Raw genomic sequence first — 15,862 nt, forward strand, 5'->3', positions numbered from 1 at the left:
CAATTTTCTGCATCTTATTTTCTGACTGCTAATGACTTTACTTTTTTCTTGGAAACATCAAAAAGGCTATCATCTACTTTGTTTCGTTTGATTTCAGTAGCAAAATAAGTTACCCGGAAACCGGGATAAATAAATACAAAACGCAGAGGCACATAGCCCATTTTAGCAAAAATTTCGTTGTTGTTGTTCATTTTGAAATTTTTGAGAAAATCGGGGTGTAGAGGGTATTTCTTGCTGTAATAAAACATACGTCCTCGCATTTGTTGCTCCTTGATGAATTTAGATTTCACGGTCAGCAGGTCGCAAGGTTCGCCCAAAACATTCATCTTGCTTCTTTTGGTTTCCATTTGCACAATTACCTCATTTTCAAACGTAGCACTACTGCTAAAAAGTGTATCATTTTTAGGGTATTTGTCGTAGAGCATTGCCGAATTATTGATATAAATTTGGGATTCACGCTTGCAGTCGTCAAATTTCCAGTAATAATTGCTCCCTTTGATGTACAGCGTAGATTTACTGCCAAACTCATAGGCAATAAGAAAATCGCTTTTCTGCAAAGTGGTATCGGTAACTTCTACCCGGTGGGCATACTTGATGTAGCCTTCAAAAATTTGGGCTTTGCCCAACATTGCATAAGCCCAAAGCAATAAAAATAACAAACACTTTTTCATACGGATTTTTCAAATGCTTTTACAAACATAATGCCAATTTGTGCAAAAATACATTTTTTTCGTTAAATCTTAAAGAAAAAACAAAAATGGCGGGCTTGGATTGCTTAAAAAAGTCCAAAAAAAATTTCAAAAAATACCATTGTTTTGCCAAAAGTATTTATATTGCAAGCCAACTTTTCAAATAAAATTTGCTGAAATCCCGTTTCACCTAATAAAATTCTGAAAATCAACGTTTCATCATTAAACTTTTAGCAGAATGTCATCATCAATTTGGAGAAAAAAACCTTTGAGTGCTTTTGAGGCAGATATGAAAAAAAGCGACCTCAAAAGAGTTTTAGGCAAATGGAGCTTGACTTCTATCGGTATTGGGGCTATTATCGGTGGAGGTATTTTTGTACTCACAGGAAAAGTAGCGTATTTCAATGCGGGTCCTGCACTGGCACTTTCTTTTGTAATAGCGGGCATTGCTTGTATTTTTGCGGCACTTTGCTACGCCGAGTTTGCTTCTATGCTTCCCGTAGAAGGTTCTGCCTATGCGTATGCCTATGGTACCGTGGGAGAATTTTTTGCTTGGCTAATTGGCTGGGGGCTAATTTTGGAATATGGTATGGGGGCAATGACGGTAGCAGTGAGTTGGTCGGGGTATTTCAACAAACTGATAGGTATGTTTGGGCTATCTATTCCCGAACAATTCACCAAAAATCCCTTTGCGGGCGGATACTTCAATTTGCCTGCTTTCCTGATTGTTTGGGTGGTTACGGCTATTCTTGTAAAGGGTATCAAAGAAGCCGCCAGTGCCAATAATTTAATTGTAGTTTTGAAAGTAGGGGCTATTTTGTTTGTAATTTTGGTAGGAATTTTTTACATCAATCCTGATAACTGGACACCCTTCATTCCCGAACCCAAAGAGCTTACAGGCGAAGATGGCAGAATACATCAGGCATACGGGCTGAAAGGTGTTTTTGCAGGTGCCGCTTCCATTTTCTTTGCTTATATTGGTTTTGATGCAGTTTCTACGCAAGCAGGTGAGGCTATCAACCCTAAAAAGGATATGCCTTTTGCTATTTTGGCTTCGCTGATTATCTGTACTATCTTGTATATTGCTGTTTCTTTAGTACTTACTGGAATGATGAGATACGATAGCTTTACAGGAGAGGATTTGAAAGCACCTGTTGCCGCCGCTTTTGAAAAGCAAAATTTGGGTTGGGCAAAATACATTATTACTGCCGCCGCAACCGCAGGACTTATTTCGGTGATGCTTGTAATGATGCTCGGACAGACACGTATTTTCTTGGGTATGGCAAAAGATGGCTTGCTTCCCAACTTCTTCAAAGACATTCATAAAACCTTCAAAACTCCTTTCAAAAGCACTATTTTGGTAGGCTTTGTGGTATCGCTTGTTGCGGCTTTTGTGCCTTTGGATATTTTGGGTGATATGACTAGCTTCGGAACGCTTTTTGCCTTTGCTATGGTGTGCGGGGCTGTATGGCTTTTGCGTGTCAGAGAGCCTAATGTAGAACGTTCTTTCAAAGTACCTGCTTTGCCACTGGTTGCAACTTTGGGCGTACTTACCAATGCGTTTTTGATTATCAATTTGGATAAATTAGCTCAAATGCTTGCAGGAGGTTGGATGCTGGTTGGTATTTTGATTTATTTTGTCTATGGTAAGAAAAGTAGCAATTTGGAAAGAAACCAAACTGCATAATACAATCATTCCCGAAAGCAATAGCCTTTCGGGATTTTTTTTGAAAAAAATCGGCTTTTTCTTGCGAATTAAATTTTTTTGACCTATTATTGCAACAAATTCATCTCTTTCAAGTTTATTCTGCTGAATGTTTAAGCGACTTGTCTGATTCCTGTTCCTTGTAATTTATTAGAAAACGTTTTGAGGTGAAGAATGGAAAAAAAGAAACTCAATTTGCGATAATTCAGTTTGCCATTTACGCTTTGCTATGTCAATCTAAAAAATATATCTTCCCCAATCAATCTTGCTAATTATGCACACCATTGACGAACTTCATTTGAAGCTACTTTCCGAATTAAGAGAAATTGCCGAAAACCTTCAAATCAAAAATGCCCGAAAACTCACCAAGCCCGAACTCATTGAGGCTATCGCAGAAGCACAGGGGCAAACCACTAACGATACTTTTTCTGAAAACACTGAAAACGATAAAAATACTAAAAAAAGACGTGGCAGACCTCGTAGAGAAAATGTTGTTTCTGAAAATTTTGAGGAAGCTGAAAACCTGAATGGTAGTACCAACGAGGAAAATTTCATTGAAAGTTTTTCTGATGAAATCAAACTTGAACCCTTTGAATTGGATACTTTGCTGACGGATTTGCCCCAAGATGAACCTTCTAACGAAATCTTGGAAAACATTTTACCACATCAGAAAACCTATGAAAAGCCCCAACAGCAGAATTTTAAGAAAGCTAACAAAGACCGACTTCGTGAGTTTGATGGCTTGATTGAAAACCAAGGCGTTTTGGAAGTAGTACAGGACGGAGGCTATGGTTTTTTGCGTTCTCCTGATTACAACTACCTTTCCAGCCCCGATGATATTTATGTTTCGCCTTCACAAATCAAGCTCTTTGGCTTAAAAACAGGCGATACGGTACGTGGTACTATTCGCCCACCCAAAGAGGGTGAAAAATATTTTGCCTTGCTCAAAGTAATTAGCGTAAATGGGAAAAGTACCGAAGAGATTCGTGACCGTATTCCTTTTGAGTATCTTACGCCTCTTTTCCCCGAAGAAAAACTCAAACTCAGCACTCGTCCTGATTTGCTTTCTACACGTATGCTTGACCTTTTTGCCCCTATCGGTAAAGGACAAAGAGGTATGATTGTTGCCCAACCTAAAACGGGAAAAACCACCCTACTCAAACAAATTGCTAATGCCATAGCCGAAAATCACCCCGAAGTGTACCTGATAGTTTTGCTCATAGACGAACGCCCCGAAGAAGTTACAGATATGCAAAGAAGCGTGAGGGCAGAAGTGATTTCCTCTACTTTTGATGAGCAAGCTGAAAGACATGTAAAAGTTGCCTCAATGGTGCTTGAAAAAGCCAAAAGAATGGTAGAATGCGGACACGATGTAGTAATTTTGCTGGATTCCATCACTCGTTTGGCTCGTGCCTACAATACCGTAGTGCCTTCATCAGGTAAAATTCTTACAGGTGGTGTTGATGCCAATGCAATGCAGAAGCCCAAACGCTTTTTTGGTGCGGCTCGTAATGTTGAAAATGGAGGTTCGCTTACCATTATTGCTACTGCCCTCATAGATACAGGCTCGCGTATGGACGAAGTGATTTTTGAAGAATTCAAAGGTACAGGAAATATGGAATTGCAATTGGATAGAAAACTTGCTGATAAACGCATTTATCCTGCCATTGATATTCCTGCTTCGGGTACGCGTCGCGAGGATTTGCTTCTCACCAAAGACGAGCTCAACCGAGTTTGGATTTTGCGTAAATATATGACCGATATGAACGCCACCGAAGCAATGAACTTCCTCATAGAAAAAATGACCGATACCAAAGACAATATGGAATTTTTGAACTCAATGAATGGTTAGCATTTTTTAGCCCTCGCTTCTGAAAAGTGAGGGCTTTTTTCATAAAAATCATTTTTGGCTCTGCTTTTTGTCATACTTTTTTTGTAGTAGAGATTCTAACTTTCGCAAAAAATCAAAAACAATTATGAGAAAGATTCTTGTCCCTACCGATTTTTCAGAGTTTGCAGAAAAGGCTTTGCAAACGGCTGTGAATATTGCTCAAAAAACGAAAGCAGAAATTCTCTTGCTCAATGCTAATGAAATGGCTGTTGCGGCAATGCCCATTGCCGAGTATTATTACTACGACAAAGAAAAGGAGCAAAGCTACTTGCAGATGGTCAATGATAGTTTGGATAGAACTTTGCAAAAGATAGCTTCGGATATGGATTTGGGCGATATAAAGGTGAGTACGCTTGTAGAAAGCGGTTTGCTGGTTGATGTAATAGAAGAAGTGTGCCATCGTGAAAACATTGATTTGGTCATAATGGGAACACAAGGAGCAACAGGTATGAAAGAAATGCTGGTGGGTTCTAATACGGAAAAAGTAGTACGCAATGCACCTTGTCCTGTTTTAGCTGTACCCAATAAGGTTGCTTACGAATTCAAAAATATTGTTTTCCCTACTACGCTTCGCCCCGACCAAGAAAAAGCCTTCAAGAAACTTGCTCAAATGCAAAATGTATTCGATGGCAAAATTCATCTCTTGTATCTCAATAACCCTGCTCATCTGCAAGATGAAGACGCCATTCAGGAGCGTAAGAACAATCTGGTAGAAGATGCAGGCTTACAAAATACTGAAATTTTTATCAGTCAGCAGAATGTATTTGATGAAGAAAACGCCATTCTTGAATTTGCCCGCGAAGTAAAAGCCGATTTGATTGTAATGGCAACGCATCAACGCAAAGGTCTGGCTCATCTCTTTTTAGGAAGCATTACCGAAGATACTATCAATCATTCGGATATTCCTGTTTTGGCGATACCTTTGAAAAAATAAAACTTCCTCTCGTGTGGGTGGGCATAGCCAAGCCATACGAGAGGAATAAGTAAGAGGTAACTTGCAAGTATTGAAATGATACCACTCTTATTAAATTTTAGCACAATGAAAAAAATAGTATTTTTCTTAGCATTGACTTTATTCTTTTCTATATCGTGTAAAAAGAATGAAGTTGCTCCGTTAAGTGAGCAAGAAAAGGCTGATTTACTCTTTTTAAGAGAAGAGGAGAAACTGGCAAGAGATGTTTATCTTTATGCTTACAATAAATATGGACAAATCATTTTCAACAACATCGCTAATAGTGAGCAATCACATATGAATAGTGTATTGACACTACTCAATAAATATGGCATTCCTGACCCTATTGGTACGAATGGTATAGGCGTATTTACCAATGATGAATTACAGTCACTTTACAACGAACTAACGGCAAAATCAGATATATCATTCAACAAAGCCTTAGAGGTTGGTGCCAATATTGAAGATTTAGACATAAAAGACATTTATACATTTAGAGCTCATACAACAAAAAGCGATTTGTTGAATGTTTATGACAATTTAACTTGTGGTTCAAGAAATCATTTGAGAAGTTTTGTGAGAGAGCTGGGCACATACACACCTGTCTATATTACGCAATCGCAGTTTGAGGCTATTATTAACTCTTCAAATGAGCAATGCGGTAGATAAATGAATAAAGAATATACAAACAAACAAGGTCGCTCATAACGACCTTGTTTGCTGATAACTAAAATCCTATTCTACGAGGTTCTGTGTAGTTTTCAGTGATAATTTCTTCGTTATTGTATATTTCTGCAAGGGTAGTGGGTTCGGTGATAGTTTTATTCAAACCTAACTTATCCACTAATTTTTGGGCTTTTTCTACTTCCAAAGGTCTGAATTCATATTTGGCAATAAGCCTACCTTTTCGCATAAGAGCCTTATCAATACGGCTAATGTCGGTATTGAAGGTGCAAATAATCTGAATGGAAAGCGAATCGGAAAGTAAGCCGTCTGTTAGGTTCAGTAGGGTTGAAACAGGTGAATATTGCTCAGAATCACGACTTACAATCAAGTTTTCGGCATCTTCAATTACGAAAATAGAATTGGTATTTTCCAAAACAAGAGAAATGAGGTCGGGGCTGGTGAGCGAAAGAGCCAAATGAGGAGGCAAGAAAATGATGTTTTTTCTCACTTTGGAAATCAAATAGCGAATATAAGAAGTTTTGCCTGTACCCGGCTTTCCGTGCAACAGCACCAAACCCTTATCATTTTTTTGAGAAAGCCTTTTGACAATGGTTTCGTGTATGGGTAGAAAATCGTCATTGTAATTATCTTCAATATTGAGTTGGGGGGCAATTACATCAATAGACTTGGTATCAAAGCCTCCCATAGAAGCATTGATAATAACCGAAATGCTTGGCTTCAAACGAGAAGATTTACGCTTGAATTTGGAGGTTTCTTTGATAATAGTTTCGGCTTGCGAGCTATCCTCTTCGCTAAAAAAACAAGCTACACCATTACTGCGAACACTTATATCTACAATGCTACCATTTTTTAGCAAATATACATTTTGCCAATCTGTAAATTTTTTTGTTTTTTGGTTAAAATTACGGGAACTGAACCGATGTTCAATTTCGTCTTGGAAATTTTTTTCAAACCAAGCCTTCGCTTTTTTGGTATTGACATTATGAGCAAACAAAGTGCTGGGAATTTTGCCTGAAATGCTCAAATAAAGCTGTTGCGTATTGATTGGCTCATTCCAATCACCATTTAAGATTTTGGTATTGAAGGGGAGAAGTTTGTCAAAATTTCCTTCGTCTTCGTGGCGACTTTCGCGAATATATCTCAAAATATCTAAACGACTACTTAATTTTATGCCCATAGGGTATTATTTTTGGGGATTAGTAACTGCTTTTCCAAATTTTTGGTATAATGATGATTTTTCAGGGTATTTGCCTTGAATATCTTTGTAATAAAGTTGAATTTTCTCTAAATCTTCTACATAGTTGCCTGATGGATAAAACAGGTCATCAAAAAAGCCACCTTCTTTGCGTGCATAGTCCAAAAAACCTAAACTAATCGGTACATTTGCTTCTTGTGCAATGTAATAAAACCCTGATTTCCAGCCTTCGGTATAGCTACGCGTACCTTCCACAGGCACAAGCAAGATAATTTTTGGGGATTTGCGAATAATTTCAGCGGCGGCACTTACCAAATTATTGCTTTTGCTTCTATCTACGGGTATTCCGCCGAAAAAACGCATTAGCAAGCCCAAAGGAAACTTAAAAAGGCTTTTTTTGCCTAAAAAGCGTATTCGTATGCCTAATGAGGAAAAAATTACCATAGTATAAAAGAAATCCCAATTGCTTGTGTGTGGTGCGGCGACCATTACCGTTTTGGGAGCTTTGGGAATTTGTCCTATTACTTTCCAACCTGAAAAGAACAAGAGAATTTTGGCGAAAACTTTCAATAATAACATCAGAGAGCGTGTAAAAATTCGTTTTTTATTAACAAAATTTTAGAAAAATTTGTTCAGAAATAGGGTAGGGAAAAGCAAAATTATTTTTCTACTTCGTTCTTAAAATCTCGGAATGCTCTGTAAATTGCCGAAGCCATTAGAGTCTGATTCCAAGTGTCGGTCATATATTCAACTTCTTCGTCGTTGGTTACGTAGCCAAGTTCTACCAAAATGCTCGTGCAAGCCACTCTACGTAGTACCACAAAACCAGCCTGCTTGATACCACGCGTTGGTCGGTGCAGTCTTTCGCTGAATTGCTTATCAATGAGTGTAGCCAAATGCAGGCTATTTTCAAGATAATTGTTTTGGATAGAGGTCATTATGATATGGGCTTGTGGCGAATTGGGGTCAAAGCCGCCATAATTTTTTTTGTAGTTATCTTCTAAAAGGATAACGGCATTTTCTCGTTTAGCGACTTCCAAGTTTTCCTGATTGGCGTGAGGTCCCATTACAAATACTTCCAAGCCTTTTACTTCTGCCTTTTTCTTATCTTTTTTGGTATCCATTGCGTTGCAATGCAAAGAAATAAATACATCTGCATTGCTACGATTAGCGATTTCGGCTCTTTTGTAAAGTTCTACAAAAGTATCGGTAGTGCGGGTATAAACTACATTCACTTCGGGCATATATTTTTTGATAGTAGCCCCCAATTCCAGTGCTACGGGTAAGACAATATCTTTTTCTTGAATTTTTTTTGTGGGGTGAATGGTGCCAGGGTCGTGTCCGCCGTGTCCGGGGTCTATGACTACGGTACGAATCTTGTAGAGCAAAGGCTTTTTAGGAAAAACCAAAGCCACACACAAAAACATTAGCACGATAATTGCTAACGAAAAAGTACCCCAACTATGCTTTTTTTTCATAGCTTTGCAGAAATTTTCGGGAAGGCACTTTCGCATTATTTCTTTCATCATTGGTTTTGTGGAACGCATTAACAAGGCAAATATAAAATTTTTTATCCGAATTTGTTTCGTATTTTTCAAAAACTGCTTGCTATTAAGCGGAAAATTGTTGCTTTTCTTTCAAAAGTTCAAGGGTTCAAACCTCAAACCTCAAACTTCAAACCTCAAACTTCAAACCTCAAACTTCAAACTTTCAAACCTCAAACTTTTAACTTTTTTCTTGCTGTTTTTCTATTTTTCTGCTGAGGCTCAAAGAACCGATACCTTGCGAATTGGCTTGGATAGTACGGGCAAAATCCGTACCACAAGCCCTCGTGATACGCTACCTAAAACCAAAAATGCTTCCGAAATTCGTACTACCGTAAAGTTTCAGGCAAAAGACTCGGTAAAAATACAAATCAAAAAGAAAAAAGCCGCAATGTATGAAAAAGCCCAAATTGACTATGGCGAAACACAACTCAAAGCGGCGAAAATTTTTGTAGATTTAAGCACTCAAATCGTAAAGGCTCGCCCCAAATTAGATACCATTCGCAAAAATAAACTTGTAGATAAACCTTTGCTCAAAGAAAAAAGCGAAGAATTTGCAATGGATTCGGTAGATTACAACTTGGAAACCCAAAAAGGCTTGATTTTCAATATTGTAACCAAGCAAGGGGAAGGTTTTGTGGCAGGAAGTAGAGTAAAAAAAGATGCTGAAAATGAGCTTTGCATCCAAGATGGGCATTATACTACTTGCGATTTGGCAAATCCACATTTTCGGATAGTAGCCAGAAAAATCAAAGTTACCAAAAACCAAAATGTAGTAGCAGGACCTTTTTATATGGAAGTAGGTGGCGTGCCTACGCCTTTGGGTTTTGCTTTCGGTATTTTCCCCAAACCCAAAGAAAAAGTTTCGGGTATTATCATACCCGAATATGGCGAATCGCGTGAAAATGGTTTTTTCTTGCGTGGAGGGGGCTATTATTGGGCAATTAGCGACTATGTTGATGCTACGCTCACTACCGAAATTTACACCTATGGCAATTGGGGTTTTGCTGTTACGAGCAATTACAAAAAACGATATGCTTTTAATGGTGGCTTTAATTTCAGCTATCGCAGTCTTTGGGATAGACCTTTGGACGAGTTTAATCGCAATAAAACAGGGCAGTTTAGTCTTACGTGGAATCATCGCCCCGAAACCAAAGGAACGGGCAATTTTTCGGCTAATGCCAATATTGCCAGTTCTCGTTTCAATCAGACCAGTGTTACCAATATCAACCAACTCATTACTACCAATCTCAATTCGGCAGTAAATTATTCTAAAAGTTTCAGAGGCTTGCCTTTTTCATTTTCTTTGGCAGGGCGTCATCAGCAAGATTTGCAAAGAAATCTTGTTACGCTCAATTTGCCCGACTTCAATTTTACAATGAACCAAATTTTTCCCTTCAAAACTTTGGTGAAAAGTCCTAAAAGTTTCTTTTCTACAATGGGTGTAAATTACAACCTTATTGCCAACCATACCATTACCAACCAAGTTACAGGCACGGGTGGTTTTGGTTTTGAGACTACCCAACGCCGTAGAGATAGCATTTATGCTTTTCGTCCTGAAAATTTTGGGCTTTTCTTACAGAACGCTCGGCTCAATATTACACACAATAGCACGCTTTCAGCTCCTTTCAAAATTTTACGATACTTTAATGGAAATTTTGGTTTCAATTTTTCTCAAACTTTTCATCAAAGACGTTTGTCATATAGCTGGCAAGAAACCTTTGACCCTCAAACTAATACTTTGCGTGGTGCTGTGAAAGTAGATACTTCTCGCCGTTGGGGGAGTACCTATCGCTACAACTTTTCTTTGGGCTTTTCTACAAATATTTACGGGTTTTACAATTTCCCTAAAAGCAAAGGACGCTTGCAAGCTATTCGGCACACCATTATTCCGAATGTTTCGCTTTCTTATACCCCCGATTTTTCGCAAGCAAAGTTTGGGTTTTATCAGCAAAATGTGCAAACAGGTGTAAAATCGGTGCGTATTGGTGCAGGGCAAACTATCCAATTGCCTATTTATCAGAATTTGCCCATTTTTGAGGGGGCACCAGGACAAGGGCAATCGGGTTCGGTGTCTATCAATTTGCGTAATAAAATTGAGGCAAAAGTTTTACCCAAAAACGATACATCAGGTAAAGCCAAGCCGCAAGTTATTTCTTTGCTTGATGAAATAGGCTTGAATACCTCTTACAATATGCTCGCCGACCGCTCCAAAAACCAATACGCTTGGGCAAATGTGAATATGAATACCCGTGTGCGTCTTCTAAATCGCTTGGATATAGGACTTACCGCCAGTTTAGACCCCTATTTGTACCGAGATACCCTCGTCAATAATCAAATTCGTAGAGAAAAGACCTTTGATTTGGCTTGGGAAAAAGGGCGTTTGGGAAAAATTACTTCTGCCAATTTGAGTTTTTCTACGGCTCTCAACCCTGATTTTTTCAAGAAAAAAACGGCTACACAAGCCGCTACAATGCCTACCAGTGGAAGAGGTGGAGGAATAGGGGGCGATTTACCCGCCAATTTGCTGAACCCTATGAGTGGCACGCAAGGCTTACAAACCAGCACTGTTCAAAATCCCTTAGCGAGCATCAATCGTTATATGGATTTTGATGTTACTTGGAACTTGGTACTTAACTACAATTTGAGCTACAACTTTTTGAGTTTGCAAGAAAACTTTACGCAAACTTTCAATTTTTCGGGTGATGTGAGCCTTACAAAAAATTGGAAATTGGTATTCAATAGTAGTTATGATTTTAGGGCAAAAGGTTTCGGTCCTTCTCAATTTAGCTTTACACGTAACTTGCACTGCTGGCAAATGAGCTTTGATTGGCAGCCTTTCGGGCAGTTTCAGTCTTATTTCTTTCGCTTCAATGCCAATGCCGCTACTTTACGCGATTTGAAAGTAGAACGCCGCCGCACTACCTACGATAGATAATTGGAATTTTTACTCCAAAATCTTGTTTTCTTGCTTCTTGTTGCCTTTCAATAACTTTCAGCTCACATAAAGCACCAAACCTTTCAGATATTCGCTTTCGGGGTGGTAGATGCTAATGGGGTGGTCGGGTGGTTGGGTGAGTTGATGTAAAATTTTAATATCTCTGCCTACATCTGCCGCCGCACCGAACACAATTTTACGGAACAAATCTCTATCTACACTGCCCGAACAAGAAAATGTAAAAACCAAACCGCCACTTTGTATTTTCTTGAAAGCCTGCATATTGATTTCTTTGTAGCCACGAGCGGCGTTGGGTACATTCTGAGCCGTTTTGGCAAAGGCAGGTGGGTCTAAAACAATTAGGTCGTAGTAGTTTTCAGGGATTTTTTTCAGATACAAAAAGCAATCTTCGGCAAAGGCTTGATGTTTGCGATATTGGGGAAAGTTCATTTGGATATTTTTTTCAGCTTCTGCACAAACCTCTTTGGAAATATCTACCGAAATCACTTCTTCAGCCTCGCCTGCTACCGCATACACGCTAAAACCACCTGTATAGCTAAACGTATTCAGCACTCTTTTGCCTTTGGCATAAGATTTCAGTAAAGCTCGGTTTTCTCTTTGGTCAAGAAAGAAGCCCGTTTTTTGTCCTTTTTCCACATCAACACCAAAAAGCAAGCCATTTTCGGAGATTGTAATTTTTTCTTGGGGGGCAAGGTTATCTACCCAGCCTTCGGGAATATCAATTTGTTCTAGCCTACGGCTGTTTTCTTTGGTTTTGAGGTAAATATGATTTAGCCCTATTTCACGCAAAGCATCAATGATGATAGGGTATATTTTTTCAATACCTTTGTGCAAAATCTGCACCGAAGCTACTGTATCATATACATCTACAATAACACCGGGCAAGCTATCTCCTTCGGAAAAGAGCAGTCGGTAGGCATTGGTATTTGGGCTAATTACATATTTTTTACGTAATTCGAAGGCTCGCCAAATTTTTTCTTTCCAAAAATTATCTCGCAATTCTATTTCCTTTTTCCCGAAATAAAACATTCGGCAAGCAATCTGATTTTTGGGGGCATAAAAGCCATAACCCAAAAAATTTTGTTTGTTATCTACTACTTTTACAATATCTCCTTGCTCAGCTTTTTTGGGGAACTCCTTGATAGCTCCCGAATAAATCCAAGCGTGCTGATGCTCTACGGAACGCTCTCTACCCGATTTCAAGACCAAATTTTCCATAATTTTGTATGCTCAAACAAAGTATATCAAAAAGATTTCAAAATAGAATTTTTCAAAAGTGTATGAAAGCAAGTTTGAGTTTAAGGTTTTTGAGGTTTGAATAAGAGTAAAATTTACGTTCAAAAAGTTCAAAGTTTGATGTTCAAGCCTTTAAGAGCTTTGTCGCTCATTTTTTATGTCGGGTATTGATTTTCAAAATCTTTTGTTTCCTTATAGCAAACTATGCCTAAATAATTACGAATTAGATTAAAAAAACTTGCTGGTGTCTATTCTCTTGTTTCCAATTCAAAACGGCTTGCAAGTTAGCAAATTCTGCAAAGTTCGCAAAAGCAAAGAATTTGAACTTTTTAAGAAAAATTTTGGTTCTGAAGCAAAACCTAAGTTTGTAGCGTATGATTTCCGTAACTGATAAAGCCAAAGAAAAAATTATAGAAATTCGTCAGAAAGAGGGTTTTTCTGATGAGCATAACATTCGGGTAGCTGTAAAAGGTGGTGGCTGTTCGGGTTTGATGTACGATTTGCAGTTTGATAGCAACGTTCAGCCCAATGATGAAATATTTGAAGACAAGGGCATCAAAATTTTGGTAGATAAAAAAAGCCTTTTGTACCTCTTGGGTACTACGCTGGACTTTTCAGATGGCTTGAATGGCAAAGGATTTCAATTTGTCAATCCGAATGCTTCGCGTACTTGTGGTTGTGGTGAAAGTTTTGCTGTATAAAAGCATCAGGGTTGGAACTCCAACCCTGAAATTTTAATAAGAAGGAATAGAAGGGCTGGTACTGAAAATTTTCTCTGCAATAAATCCTATCACAAGCCCAATAACAATAGATGTTAGAATAATCGCTACCACATAGCCTACTTTTTTCGCTTCGGGAGTGTTTTTCATAGGGCTAATGCCAAGCCAAGCTACATACGCCCCATAAAGCCCAACAATACCCAGAACAGATAAAGAAGGAATAATATGGAAAACCGCCGCAATAAGTGAGGCTGTTTGCGAATAAGCTACCAAACGAGCAGATTTATCCAAGTTTTTTTTCCGACTCAAAAGAGGGAGCAAGCAAATCTACTACATATGTTGTACCAACATAGCCGATAATTGCCCCAATGATATGGGAAATAGCCATTTTGATACCAAAATCTATCCCCTTGATTTTCACTAAACCAAAGTCTAATCCAATCAGCCCATAACCAATAAAATGAGCAACCGCTCCTATCAGCGATAGAGGCACAACATAACCTACGAGCAGTGAGCTAAAAGTTGTTTTTTCTTCTTTGCTCACTTCCCACTCTTGTTTGGGATTTAGCAAAATGTTTTTGGCTTTTTCTACAAGATTCATAATACAGAAAAGTTTATTTGTGAGAAATTTCTCACAAGTAAATGATTTTTAGAGAAAAAGCCAAAAATTTTCTAATTTATTTAACCTCAAAATCAAACATTTTCCGATTTTCCAGATAGCCACAAAGTCTATCGCCAATTTGTACGGCTCCCACACCCGCAGGCGTACCTGTATAAATAAGGTCGCCTTTTTTGAGTGTGAAAAATTTAGAAAGAAACGAAATGATGTAATCAATCTTGAAAATCATCAGAGCGGTATTGCCTTCTTGTCGTTTTGAGCCATTCACTTCCAGAAAGAAATTCAAATTTTGAAGGTCGGCAAATTCTGTTTTGGGTAAAAAGTCTGAAATTACTGCCGAGCCGTCGAAGGCTTTGGATAGTTCCCAAGAGTAGCTATTTTGTTTGAGTTTGGCTTGCAAATCTCTTGCAGTAAAATCAATACCCAAGCCAATTTCTTCATAGTATTTATGGGCAAATTTTTCCTCAATATGTTTGCCTTCGCGACTGATTTTGATTACGACTTCTACTTCGTGATGAATTTCTTTGCTAAATTCGGGATAGTAAAAAGGCGAATTGCTTTTCAAGAGAGCTGTATCGGGTTTTAAGAAAATGACAGGCTCGCCCGAAAATTTATCAAATTCGCTTTGCATTTCAGCGATATGGTTGGCGTAATTTTTGCCTACACACAAAATTTTCATACTTTTTCTTTGGTTGAGTTAAAAAACTTGACAAAATTAGCGAAAAATATCAGCAGGATTTACAGGATTTACAAGGTTTATAGGATTTTTTTGTGATTTCATAAACTTCAAAGCTATAAAAATATGCGACCTACTTACGCAAGCAACGAAAATCTGCACAAATTTATTTCACTTGCACTGCAAGAAGATATTGGCGAAGGCGACCACTCTACGCTGGCTTCTGTACCTGAAAACGCAATAGGAAAAGCACGTTTGCTTATCAAAGATGATGGTATTTTGGCAGGAATGGAACTGGCAGAAATGATTTTCAAGGCTGTTGATGAAACTTTGCAAGTGGAAACTTTAATTCCTGATGGCTCTGCTGTAAAGAAAGGTGATATAGGTCTATATGTTTCAGGGAAGGCTCGTTCTATTTTGCAGGCAGAGCGTTTGGTACTGAATTGTATGCAAAGAATGAGTGGAATAGCCACCTTTACGAATTTCTTGAAACAAAAAATTGCTCATACCCAAGCAGAGCTATTGGATACTCGTAAAACTACACCCAATTTTAGGATTTGTGAAAAATGGGCAGTTTGGATAGGAGGAGGCAAAAATCACCGCTTTGGGCTTTATGATATGATTATGCTCAAAGATAACCATATTGATTACGCAGGAGGTATTCGTAAGGCTATTGAGGCAACGCATACGTATCTACAAGCCAAAAATCTTTCACTTCGCATTGAAGTTGAAACCCGCAATTTACAAGAGGTGCAAGAAGTTTTGGAGGTAGGGGGCATTGATGTAATAATGCTGGATAATATGAGTTTGGCGGATATGCGTAAAGCAGTGGAGATGATTGCAGGAAAATATCAAACAGAAGCATCAGGCGGAGTGAATGAGCAAACCATTGCAGGTATTGCCGAGTGTGGTGTAGATTTTATTTCTGTGGGAGCTTTGACTCACTCTGTAAAAAGTTTAGACATCAGCCTAAAAGCAGTGTAAGCTAAT

At 38.4% G+C, this 15,862-nt stretch carries 15 protein-coding genes; 7 read left to right on the top strand and 8 right to left on the bottom strand.

Annotated features, from left to right (window positions below; genetic code table 11):
- Positions 1 to 14: 14 nt before the first annotated feature.
- The gene (locus ACWITO_RS02330; RefSeq protein WP_448528396.1) at positions 15 to 671 is read right to left on the bottom strand and encodes a hypothetical protein; all 657 of its coding nucleotides are present in this window, start codon (positions 669 to 671) and stop codon (positions 15 to 17) included.
- A 256-nt stretch (positions 672 to 927) separates the two neighbouring features.
- Here ACWITO_RS02330 and ACWITO_RS02335 point away from each other — a divergent pair, with 256 nt between their 5' ends.
- The 4 genes from ACWITO_RS02335 (at position 928) to ACWITO_RS02350 (ending at position 5,906) form a co-directional block, all read left to right on the top strand.
- On the top strand, positions 928 to 2,376 hold the full coding sequence (locus ACWITO_RS02335) for an APC family permease (protein ID WP_448528397.1): 1,449 nt from the start codon (positions 928 to 930) through the stop codon (positions 2,374 to 2,376).
- A 292-nt stretch (positions 2,377 to 2,668) separates the two neighbouring features.
- Positions 2,669 to 4,246 carry a transcription termination factor Rho gene (rho, locus tag ACWITO_RS02340; RefSeq protein ID WP_448528398.1) on the top strand — a complete coding sequence of 526 codons (1,578 nt, stop codon included), beginning with the start codon at positions 2,669 to 2,671 and terminating at the stop codon, positions 4,244 to 4,246.
- 124 nt (positions 4,247 to 4,370) lie between these two features.
- Entirely contained in the window at positions 4,371 to 5,219 is an 849-nt protein-coding gene (locus tag ACWITO_RS02345; protein ID WP_448528399.1) for a universal stress protein, read from the top strand.
- A gap of 105 nt (positions 5,220 to 5,324) precedes the next feature.
- Complete coding sequence (locus tag ACWITO_RS02350) at positions 5,325 to 5,906, top strand: DUF2202 domain-containing protein (protein WP_448528400.1); 582 nt, start codon at positions 5,325 to 5,327, stop codon at positions 5,904 to 5,906.
- 58 nt (positions 5,907 to 5,964) lie between these two features.
- Here the strand turns inward: ACWITO_RS02350 and ACWITO_RS02355 are convergent, their stop codons facing one another.
- The 3 genes from ACWITO_RS02355 to ACWITO_RS02365 form a co-directional block, all read right to left on the bottom strand.
- On the bottom strand, positions 5,965 to 7,101 hold the full coding sequence (locus ACWITO_RS02355) for an AAA family ATPase (protein WP_448528401.1): 1,137 nt from the start codon (positions 7,099 to 7,101) through the stop codon (positions 5,965 to 5,967).
- Positions 7,102 to 7,107: 6 nt separating this feature from the next.
- Complete coding sequence (locus tag ACWITO_RS02360) at positions 7,108 to 7,698, bottom strand: lysophospholipid acyltransferase family protein (protein WP_448528402.1); 591 nt, start codon at positions 7,696 to 7,698, stop codon at positions 7,108 to 7,110.
- Between the two features lie 80 nt (positions 7,699 to 7,778).
- The gene (locus tag ACWITO_RS02365; RefSeq protein WP_448528403.1) at positions 7,779 to 8,648 is read right to left on the bottom strand and encodes an N-acetylmuramoyl-L-alanine amidase family protein; all 870 of its coding nucleotides are present in this window, start codon (positions 8,646 to 8,648) and stop codon (positions 7,779 to 7,781) included.
- A gap of 208 nt (positions 8,649 to 8,856) precedes the next feature.
- On the opposite strand from ACWITO_RS02365, the gene ACWITO_RS02370 reads away from it, so the two are divergent.
- Complete coding sequence (locus ACWITO_RS02370; RefSeq protein ID WP_448528404.1) at positions 8,857 to 11,601, top strand: putative LPS assembly protein LptD; 2,745 nt, start codon at positions 8,857 to 8,859, stop codon at positions 11,599 to 11,601.
- Positions 11,602 to 11,658: 57 nt separating this feature from the next.
- On the opposite strand, the gene ACWITO_RS02375 is transcribed toward ACWITO_RS02370, so the two are convergent.
- Complete coding sequence (locus ACWITO_RS02375; RefSeq protein WP_448528405.1) at positions 11,659 to 12,840, bottom strand: class I SAM-dependent rRNA methyltransferase; 1,182 nt, start codon at positions 12,838 to 12,840, stop codon at positions 11,659 to 11,661.
- A 392-nt stretch (positions 12,841 to 13,232) separates the two neighbouring features.
- Here ACWITO_RS02375 and ACWITO_RS02380 point away from each other — a divergent pair, with 392 nt between their 5' ends.
- On the top strand, positions 13,233 to 13,559 hold the full coding sequence (locus ACWITO_RS02380) for a HesB/IscA family protein (RefSeq protein WP_448528406.1): 327 nt from the start codon (positions 13,233 to 13,235) through the stop codon (positions 13,557 to 13,559).
- Between the two features lie 33 nt (positions 13,560 to 13,592).
- Here the strand turns inward: ACWITO_RS02380 and ACWITO_RS02385 are convergent, their stop codons facing one another.
- The 3 genes from ACWITO_RS02385 to ACWITO_RS02395 form a co-directional block, all read right to left on the bottom strand.
- Entirely contained in the window at positions 13,593 to 13,868 is a 276-nt protein-coding gene (locus ACWITO_RS02385; protein ID WP_448528407.1) for a hypothetical protein, read from the bottom strand.
- Positions 13,861 to 14,178, bottom strand: a complete 318-nt coding sequence (locus tag ACWITO_RS02390; RefSeq protein ID WP_448528408.1) for a hypothetical protein — start codon at positions 14,176 to 14,178, stop codon at positions 13,861 to 13,863. The genes ACWITO_RS02385 and ACWITO_RS02390 overlap by 8 nt, the downstream gene beginning before the upstream one ends.
- 76 nt (positions 14,179 to 14,254) lie before the next feature.
- On the bottom strand, positions 14,255 to 14,875 hold the full coding sequence (locus ACWITO_RS02395) for a fumarylacetoacetate hydrolase family protein (protein ID WP_448528409.1): 621 nt from the start codon (positions 14,873 to 14,875) through the stop codon (positions 14,255 to 14,257).
- Positions 14,876 to 14,998: 123 nt separating this feature from the next.
- On the opposite strand from ACWITO_RS02395, the gene nadC reads away from it, so the two are divergent.
- Positions 14,999 to 15,856 (top strand): carboxylating nicotinate-nucleotide diphosphorylase, encoded by an 858-nt coding sequence (gene nadC / locus ACWITO_RS02400; RefSeq protein WP_448528410.1) that lies wholly within the window; start codon positions 14,999 to 15,001, stop codon positions 15,854 to 15,856.
- Positions 15,857 to 15,862: the final 6 nt, after the last annotated feature.

It is taken from the genome of Raineya sp. (genome assembly GCF_053497555.1).